Below are 7229 nucleotides of genomic sequence, written 5' to 3'. Positions count from 1 at the left end.
AGCGGTAGCGAGTCCTCGAGCGTCAGCGGTAGCGAGTCCTCGAGCGTCATTACGAGTTACGAATTACGAATTAGTATGACCATTCCACTGCATATTTCGGAGTCCGAATCAAACGATTTATTGACCCTGGCTCGTTGTATAGCAGGGGATTTTAGTAACTACAAACAATCTTTTGAAAATCCTAAAAATTACGCTCATATCCATGTTTTTTTTCGACCGTTGCCATGGGAATTTTTCTCTGGAATTGGCTTTTATTCCGAGCAAGTTTATGACTATGATCTTTGGAATCCTTATCGACAAGGTGTGCATCGGCTAGTAGATCACAAAGACCATATCTACATTGAGAATTACGGTTTAAAAGACGCGTTTCTCTATGCTGGTGCAGCACGCGAATTGGATATCCTCAAAACAATTACGACCGACTCTATTGAACGACGGTATCACTGCGGCATGATCTTCAAGCGAGACGGAGATCTATTTCGGGGCAGTGTAGAACCTGGCAACTTATGCTTAATTGAGCGCGATGGTTGCCAAACTTACCTAGTTAGCGATGTCGAGGTTACAGAAACCACCTGGAATAGCCTCGATAGAGGCATGGATATCAACACCCATAATCAAGTTTGGGGATCTACCTTTGGCCCATTGCGGTTTGAAAAACGCGAGAGTTTTGCTCATGAAATCCCAGCTATCGTGTAACGCTTCCCTGAAGAATTTAGAACAGGCTGAAGCCAAAATGTTGCCACCAGAAGCTCAAAAAAAGATGCAATGCTGGCTCCGCAGCCGTCATTTAATTTGTTCAGGTAATTTTTTTATTTTTGAAACTGTAGATTACAGTGCCGTTGAGCGTTTTTCTGAATGTGTTGCAGCGTTAGGGGGAACCGTAATTTCAGTTGAACCTATTGATAAACTATGGATGGGAGATCATCGTCAAGTTTTTCTCTATCAGGCTAAAGCTAGTTTACATACTCCCTGTCACAACTTGAAGCAATACTGGTTAAAATATGGCGGCTTTCGGACGCGATTTGATGTGCAAGCATAATTGGGAATTGGGAATTGGAAATTGGTTATTCTCCGCGTCACCCTTCGGGTGACGCTCGCAAGCTCGCTAACGCTGCGCTAACGCAGTCGCCTGCGGAGGGAAACCCTCCTGTAGCGCTGTCTCACCGTGTCCCCGTGTCCCGTGTCCCGTGTCCCGTGTCCCCAGTCCCTTAAAATGGAACTCCATCAAATCGAAACCAATCTGCAAAACCCAAACTTTAAATATCGCCTTGATGCGATCGCATCTCTCAAAGATTATCCCTCAGAAATAGCTCTTCCTTTGCTCACTAAGCACATCCAAGATCCAGAATTTCTGGTGCGCTCTTTTGTTGCTAGGGGTTTAGGCAAGCATCAGACATCTGAATCATTCGCTGCTTTGCTCCAAATTATGAAGTTTGATAACACTCCCAATGTGCAAGCAGAAGCCGCTAACTCCCTATCTCTGTTTGGTAGAATCTCGGCTTCCCATCTGGTTGAGGCTTTTTTTATGAATGACCACTGGTTGTTACGTCGCAGCGTCTTAGCAGCTTTAGTGGAACTGGATTGCCCCGAAGAATTACTAGAGGTCTGTCTTCAGGGACTAGAGGGAGAAGATTTAACCGTACAAGAGGCATGTGTAGACGCATTAGGGAGTCTTATTAACTCGCGTCAACATCAAGCTACCCTCTCTCAACTGTTGCAACTAAAAAATTCTGAGTCAGAACGTATTCGTATAAGGGTTGCTTATGCCTTAAAACACTTTGATGACCCCGATGCCAAAGCTGCCTTGGCTCAACTTAGACAAGATGCAGATCATCGCGTAGTTGGGGCCGCAATGGAAGATTTGATTTAGGAAATGGGGAACTTGTCCCTGTTAACAGTTCCCTGCCCTAGCCAGAAGACTTTTTCAGCTGTATATTTTATTTACTTTGGAAGTCTCTCAGCACTCTCTAGCTTTTGTATCAGATAACCTATTGGCAGGGCTTCAATAGCATAATGGGCGAAAAAAATACGCTCCTTCTCAGAGAATTTTAATTCATCAGATAAAGCACGGAGAATTTCAGCACCAGCAATCAAATTATCTTTTGAAAAAGTACCTGTTTTAATCTTGTCTATAGATTTTTGAACTTTCTTTCGTTGTTCAGCATTGCATTTGTCTAAGTTGGGTGCAAACAAAGTTTTTTGATCTCGTGTTGCATTAAAATAAAACGTATTAATATCTTCTGGATAAACTCTCGCAAATCGAGCAACTCGTTCTTCCCGGATATTTGCAACGCTCTGCTCTTGTTCACAAGGACGCATCAAAGTAGATAGCGCCCAAGAAATACCGCCTGCTAGATACACTCTAGGCAAATTTTGCGCTCCAGGTTTTCGCTGAATTAGATCTCGTATTTCCGGAATTAATATCTTACGTTTTGTGTCTACTGCTGCTGTAATAAAATCGGTATTTCCTCGGCTATTGTTGATTTCATCAGTAAAAGTTTTTGTGCCATACATAATTGAAAATGTGACATTTTCTGGTTTTTGAGCGCTTTTCAGATATGCTCCTTTAGTGTTGCCTGAGCCAATATCGATCATGACAACTTGCTCACGCCTCCACTGTGGGACGACACCATCAAAAACTAGGTTAGCTTCTTCCTCAGCAGAAATAAAATCTACTGCTCTCCCTGTTTGTTGCTGAATCTCTTTTGCCAGAGCCTCTTTATGAGGAGCTTTCTGTGCAACTCCACTACTACCATAGATAATTATTTGCTCACAAGGTATACCAAACCGTTCTTGAATTTCACCGAACATAGCTTTAACAGAATTGATGGTTTCTGTTTGTGCTTTGGGATCTACAGGATTGGCATTACGTTCTGGAATTTCTTCCTCTCTAGCAATAAATTTAAATCCTTCAGTATTGGGAGTTGCTAATTCTTGAATTACTTCTCCTTTTATACCTTTGCTACCAACTTCAATAACGCCATATAAATTGCCTGACTTTTTCACAATAGTACTTTCACTACATTGTGAAGAAGACTGTGGAGGAGACTGTAAAGAAGACTGTGAAGAGGACGAATTTGTTAATGTTTTGTTTGTTCCTCCTCTTCCCATCACAATTGTGAAAATCGCTCCTCCAGAGAGAATAAGAAATATTAAACCACCTAAAACAATTGGCCATCTCAAGATATTGCCATTTGTAGCTGTAGTTCTGGTTTGAGTTTTTGTTTGTTTAAAACCTGTCAAGCGTTGTAAAATTTCATCCGCATTAGTAGGACGTTGTTCTACCAAAGGTGCCATCAGCCAATCAATCAGCTTGATGAATTGAGGCGAAATCCCAGAAGCAAACTCATGCCAGTCTAATGAATTATCGTCGGTATAATTAAACTCACCCAAGTCTTTTTTTGTCAGTAAGTAAACGATTGTGCGTCCCAGAGAAAAGAAATCAGATTGAGGCACAGCATTGCCTTGTATTTGCTCTTGCGCTGTATAGTTAGTGGAATATACATAAGTATTGCTTCTCTTTGGTTGAACGCTGGAAAATTTTCCGACTACGCCAAAGTCAATTAGTGCCAGTTGTCCATTAGGCTTAAGAATAATATTTGATGGTTTAATATCGCGGTGGATAAGTCCTTGATTGTGAACTTCTCTCAGAATACGAACTAACTGTTCTAGCCATAGCAAAGCAGATTTTTGATCGATAGGTTTATCTAATTGATCTAGATACTCTTCCAAATTCATCCCGACAATTTTTTCCATGACTAAGCAATACAATGATGCCTGCTCGTTTTTTGGGGTGTATTGGAAATAATCTTCAGCTTTGGGGATTCCTGGATGATTTGACTTGCTTAAAACTTGGAACTCTCGCTCAAATAACTCTATAATTTTTTGTTTATTAACATCTTCTGTTAATTGCCAATCTCTCAAAACTTTCAAAATTTTAGGGACATCTTGATACAGTACCTCATAGGTATCAGCGCAGCCTCCCTGGTTACTTAACAATCTAGTGACTTGGTAACGTCCTTGAAGTAATAATTCTGAACCACAGTTATGACAAAATAAAACACTGTCGGGATTAGCAAACCTACAGTTTGGATTAATACAAAGAGACATGACATTTTTTATACTTAATACAGAAATATACAGTATTCTTATATAAAAAATATTAAATTTTCATAAAGTATAAAACAAATACCAGTAAATATTTTCCCTACTCTTCATGGGTATTGTGAGTTTAAGGAAATTTTTCATGGTCAATTTGGTATAAAGCTTTGTCTAACTTATTAGCGATTTTTCTGGAATTTACTTACATTACTTATGAAGGATTGGTTCTCATTTCATCTTGGTTAGGATGAAACGGTAGAGTTTGTAAAGTTTTATGACATATAGTGCTGTTGGGAATCTTGAGCAAGTCGTAGAAAAGTTCCAGAGTTTTGATACTGATTGTCAACTGGCTTTGCTGTGGTATGTCTACGAAGACTTTGGCGGAGCAATTAGCCAAAAAGATTCTACTGATGTAGCAGGATATGAGGCTCTTGATTCACTTGTACCTGAAATTCAACAGATGACTCCCGAAGAGCAATTGCAGATTATGCGCGACCTTTTGGGAAGAGCAAACACACCAATTAATCAAACTTATGGCAGTATGGATACTGCTAACAAGTTAGCTTTTTGGTATCGCTTAGCACAAAGTATGGATCAAAAAGCGATCGCTCAAGTTCCGTCTAATTACTCGCTGTCGTCTGAAGCAGAAGAGTTTCTCCAACATTTCAATCAAATGGACTTTGATCGCAAGGTAATCTTCATGCGGAACGTGGTATCCCAACTGGGCGTTAACGCCAACAACTAGAATATATGTTTAGTGCGGGCACTGTAGCAAAAAGGCTACAGTGCCCGCACCTGTTTAAATAAGATGAGCAATGAAATGTATCGAAATAAGTTTTTTTCTGTATGTATTAATTACGCGCTTCGCAGCGGTAGCGAGTCCGCGTTCGCTTTTAGCGTCTCGTAGAGAGCATCATTACGAATTACAAATTACGAACTAACATAAATCCCGCTTTTGAAGCTTTATATTTGATATATACTGCTACACTAACTTGGCATTAATGTCTATAATATCGTATCAACATTTACAGAAATTAACTGTCAGCGTGCCAAAATGAGGAGCTAGCAGTACTAGTTTGGTATTCTTATTGACAACATGGGGGGAAAGCTATGATTAACGACATCTCAACAGAAGGTCAAATGACCTGGAAAATAGAAGGAGCCACAGATTGTGCCTTACACTTACGGCATCATCCATCAGAGCCGTGGCGACCCTATGAAGAGTTTCCAGAGTACTTTCTGCCCGACCCCCGCGATTTCTCAAAAGGATATGCAACCTTTTTGGCATTACTAAAAAAAGGTTGGAAAACTGTTTGACACTCCCAGACCTGAAGGTACGGGGATTCTGTAATCTACCTCGTCACTTGCTCTACCAGGTTTTCACCAAGCAAAGTAGAGGCAACGAGTCCTACAGCGTTACTTCGGGACTGCCCGTCCCTAGTTGAGGCAGTGCTTTGCGATAATGTGACAAGATGTAAAGATAGTTATAGATAACTTGACACAAGTACTTTATTGTATCCACCGCCTGCAAGAGGTTTAAATTTCTATGACGTTTCAGCCGCAGATTGTTCAGCTATCCCCAGAGTCTTTGATAAAAGAGTTTTTCCAGCAATCAGCAGGGGATTGGCGATCGCAGCGTCGCTATTACACGCTTGGTGATGGTGAAGTGCAAGAAGTAGTTAGTTTCATCACCGTGCGGTTTTTGGAGCAAGGAAACGAGGAGTTAATCAAGTTAGCTCATTTACACGAAATGGAAGATGAAACTGCATTGACCTGTGGAGCTTTGACGACATGGGAAAGTAATTACAATAGGCCCAGTGCCAAACAGAGTAAAGGTTCAACAGTATTTGGGGTTTTGGGGATAGAATTATATCGCGATCGCGGATTTTCCACCACCAAACCGATCATTGCTCAGTACTCCATGCGCGACCCCAAAACCATGTGCTTAAGAACAGAGTACAGCGGGAACTTATTTGAAGAAGAAATCAAACTAATTGGTACTCAATACCGCACCCGCCAAACCATCATTTCCCGCGCCGGCGAAGAACAAATGATAGGTCAGTATTTAGAAAAGCGATCGTAACAGTCATTTGTCATTTGTCATTGGTCATTAGACCTGCCTTGAAAATAGGGAGTGGGGAGTGGGGAGTGGGAAAGAAATATTTTCATAGTTCATTCTTCAACTCTCTCGACCAGAGGCAGTGGCTCCCCAAAACCACGCTGCCTTGCCTCTGCGTGTTAGCGTTCGCGAAGCGTCTCGTAGAGAAGCGGGGCGTAGCCCAACAAAAAAATATTTATTCTTAACCCAATCCCTAATCCCCAGCGATGCACTGAGAGCTTATCGAAGTGTTCCTTTTACTTTGCTATGTACTTAATGTAATGCACGATCGCCTCTGCTGTTGGCACATTAGTTGCTAGGATAACTTGGTTAATATTACATAACCTCAGCAGTGCTTCTTCGTTTGCTTGTCCCGGTTGAGGTTGCAGAAAATCTCTTAAGAAAATAACTGCGAACACTTCGCCAGAACCAACTAAGGAAGCAATTGTTTGATATCCTCCAGATGTGGCTGCTGGGATTTCTTGAGTAACGGTTATACCCGCCTGGTGTTTTAAGACTTCACTAATAGATGGCCATGTAATTGTGGTGATCTTTGAGAACAACTCTTGATGCTGAGCAATAAACTCGGCAAGTTCTGTCTTTTTAGTTTCGTGAGCAATAAGTACTACTTGTGTGTCAGTCATCATTTGAGCAGGCTCATTTATATTTGTTTCTTCTGGTTCTGTTGTGTCTTCGGTGACTTCGCTGATTTCCTCTTGAGCCTGAATATTATTATCTTCAGTATCTTCTGTGTCTTCTTCAAATGCTGAGATGTCTGTGTCTTCCTCGGTGGCGATCGCTTCAGGAGATTCGACTTCTTCTAGTTCTTCCTCGGTGGCGATCACTTCAGGAGATTCGACTTCTTCTAGTTCTTCCTCGGTGGCGATCGCTTCGGGAGATTCGACTTCTTCTTCGGTGGCGATCGCTTCGGGAGATTCTACTTCTTCTTCGGTGGCGATCGCTTCGGGAGATTCTACTTCTTCTTCGGTGGCGATCGCTTCGGGAGATTCTACTTCTTCTTCGGTGGCGA

At 41.5% G+C, this 7229-nt stretch carries 7 protein-coding genes and 1 pseudogene; 6 read left to right on the top strand and 2 right to left on the bottom strand.

The features are described from left to right. Positions 1–75 precede the first annotated feature (75 nt). The 3 genes from AC5JMF_RS27355 to AC5JMF_RS27345 all read left to right on the top strand — a co-directional run bounded on the left by AC5JMF_RS27355 (position 76) and on the right by AC5JMF_RS27345 (position 1870). Positions 76–696 carry a chromophore lyase CpcT/CpeT gene (locus AC5JMF_RS27355; protein ID WP_495798856.1) on the top strand — a complete coding sequence of 207 codons (621 nt, stop codon included), beginning with the start codon at positions 76–78 and terminating at the stop codon, positions 694–696. Next, the gene (locus AC5JMF_RS27350) at positions 674–1039 is read left to right on the top strand and encodes a CpeR family transcriptional regulator (protein ID WP_495798855.1); all 366 of its coding nucleotides are present in this window, start codon (positions 674–676) and stop codon (positions 1037–1039) included. The genes AC5JMF_RS27355 and AC5JMF_RS27350 overlap by 23 nt, the downstream gene beginning before the upstream one ends. 174 nt (positions 1040–1213) lie before the next feature. Next, positions 1214–1870, top strand: a complete 657-nt coding sequence (locus AC5JMF_RS27345; protein ID WP_495798854.1) for a HEAT repeat domain-containing protein — start codon at positions 1214–1216, stop codon at positions 1868–1870. A gap of 71 nt (positions 1871–1941) precedes the next feature. Here the strand turns inward: AC5JMF_RS27345 and AC5JMF_RS27340 are convergent, their stop codons facing one another. Then, positions 1942–4110 carry a protein kinase domain-containing protein gene (locus AC5JMF_RS27340; protein ID WP_495798853.1) on the bottom strand — a complete coding sequence of 723 codons (2169 nt, stop codon included), beginning with the start codon at positions 4108–4110 and terminating at the stop codon, positions 1942–1944. 265 nt (positions 4111–4375) lie between these two features. Between AC5JMF_RS27340 and AC5JMF_RS27335 the strand changes: the two genes are divergently transcribed. From AC5JMF_RS27335 to AC5JMF_RS27325, 3 genes are all read left to right on the top strand, one after another. Beyond that, positions 4376–4846, top strand: coding sequence for an orange carotenoid protein N-terminal domain-containing protein (locus AC5JMF_RS27335; protein ID WP_495798852.1), 471 nt, complete (start codon positions 4376–4378; stop codon positions 4844–4846). Between the two features lie 365 nt (positions 4847–5211). Further along, a complete protein-coding gene (locus AC5JMF_RS27330; RefSeq protein ID WP_495798851.1) occupies positions 5212–5418 on the top strand; it encodes a hypothetical protein in 207 nt (68 codons plus the stop codon). Positions 5419–5647: 229 nt separating this feature from the next. After that, positions 5648–6184 carry a phycobiliprotein lyase gene (locus AC5JMF_RS27325; RefSeq protein WP_495798850.1) on the top strand — a complete coding sequence of 179 codons (537 nt, stop codon included), beginning with the start codon at positions 5648–5650 and terminating at the stop codon, positions 6182–6184. Between the two features lie 272 nt (positions 6185–6456). Here AC5JMF_RS27325 and AC5JMF_RS27320 read toward each other — a convergent pair. Continuing rightward, positions 6457–7229: pseudogene (locus AC5JMF_RS27320) on the bottom strand (hypothetical protein); the annotation flags it as partial.

This window comes from Desmonostoc vinosum (genome assembly GCF_059505385.1).
This window is presented reverse-complemented; position numbering and strand designations above follow the sequence as displayed.